Below are 720 nucleotides of genomic sequence, written 5' to 3'. Positions count from 1 at the left end.
CCTGTAAGCGGTAAACTTCCTGGATACCGTTAACAAGATACTCTTGTACTGCAGCAGGGCCTTTAATTGCAAGGATATCTGCCGGAGAGATAGAACCATCAGACAATGGCATACCTGCTTTAACAAAATCGTTGTCCTGTACAAGGATGTGTTTAGATAATGGCACCAGATATTTTTTAACCTGGCCGTCTTTACTTTCGATAGTGATCTCGCGGTTACCACGTTTAACACCACCTAAAGTTACCACACCATCAATTTCTGTTACTACAGCCGGATTAGATGGGTTACGTGCTTCGAATAACTCGGTTACACGTGGTAAACCACCTGTAATATCTCGCGTTTTACCGGTTGAACGAGGAATTTTCGCAATAACCTGCCCGGTTTGTAGTTTCTCACCATCTTCAACAGATATGTGGGCACCTACCGGGATGTTGTATCCTTTTATAACATTACCTTTATTATCCGTTATCTGGATAGAAGGGTTTTTAGTTTTATCTCTTGTATCGATAATTACTTTTTCACGGTGACCTGTTTGCTCATCGCTTTCTTCACGGAAAGTAATGCCTTCTAATACCGCCTCAAACTGAGTTATACCGGCAAATTCAGATATAATAACCGCGTTATACGGATCCCATGAACAGATACGGTCGCCTTTAGAGATCTTAGCACCATCTTTTACATACAGGTATGAACCGTATGGGATGTTGTTGGTAACAATAA

General features: G+C 41.4%; 1 pseudogene. It reads right to left on the bottom strand.

The features are described 5' to 3' along the window. Positions 1-720: pseudogene (locus WC743_RS23905) on the bottom strand (DNA-directed RNA polymerase subunit beta'); the annotation flags it as partial.

Origin of the sequence: Mucilaginibacter sp., assembly GCF_041660805.1 — a bacterium.
Taxonomy (GTDB): Bacteria; Bacteroidota; Bacteroidia; order Sphingobacteriales; family Sphingobacteriaceae; genus Mucilaginibacter.
The sequence above is the reverse complement of the archived record's forward strand: the minus strand, read 5'-3'. Positions and strand labels throughout refer to the sequence as shown.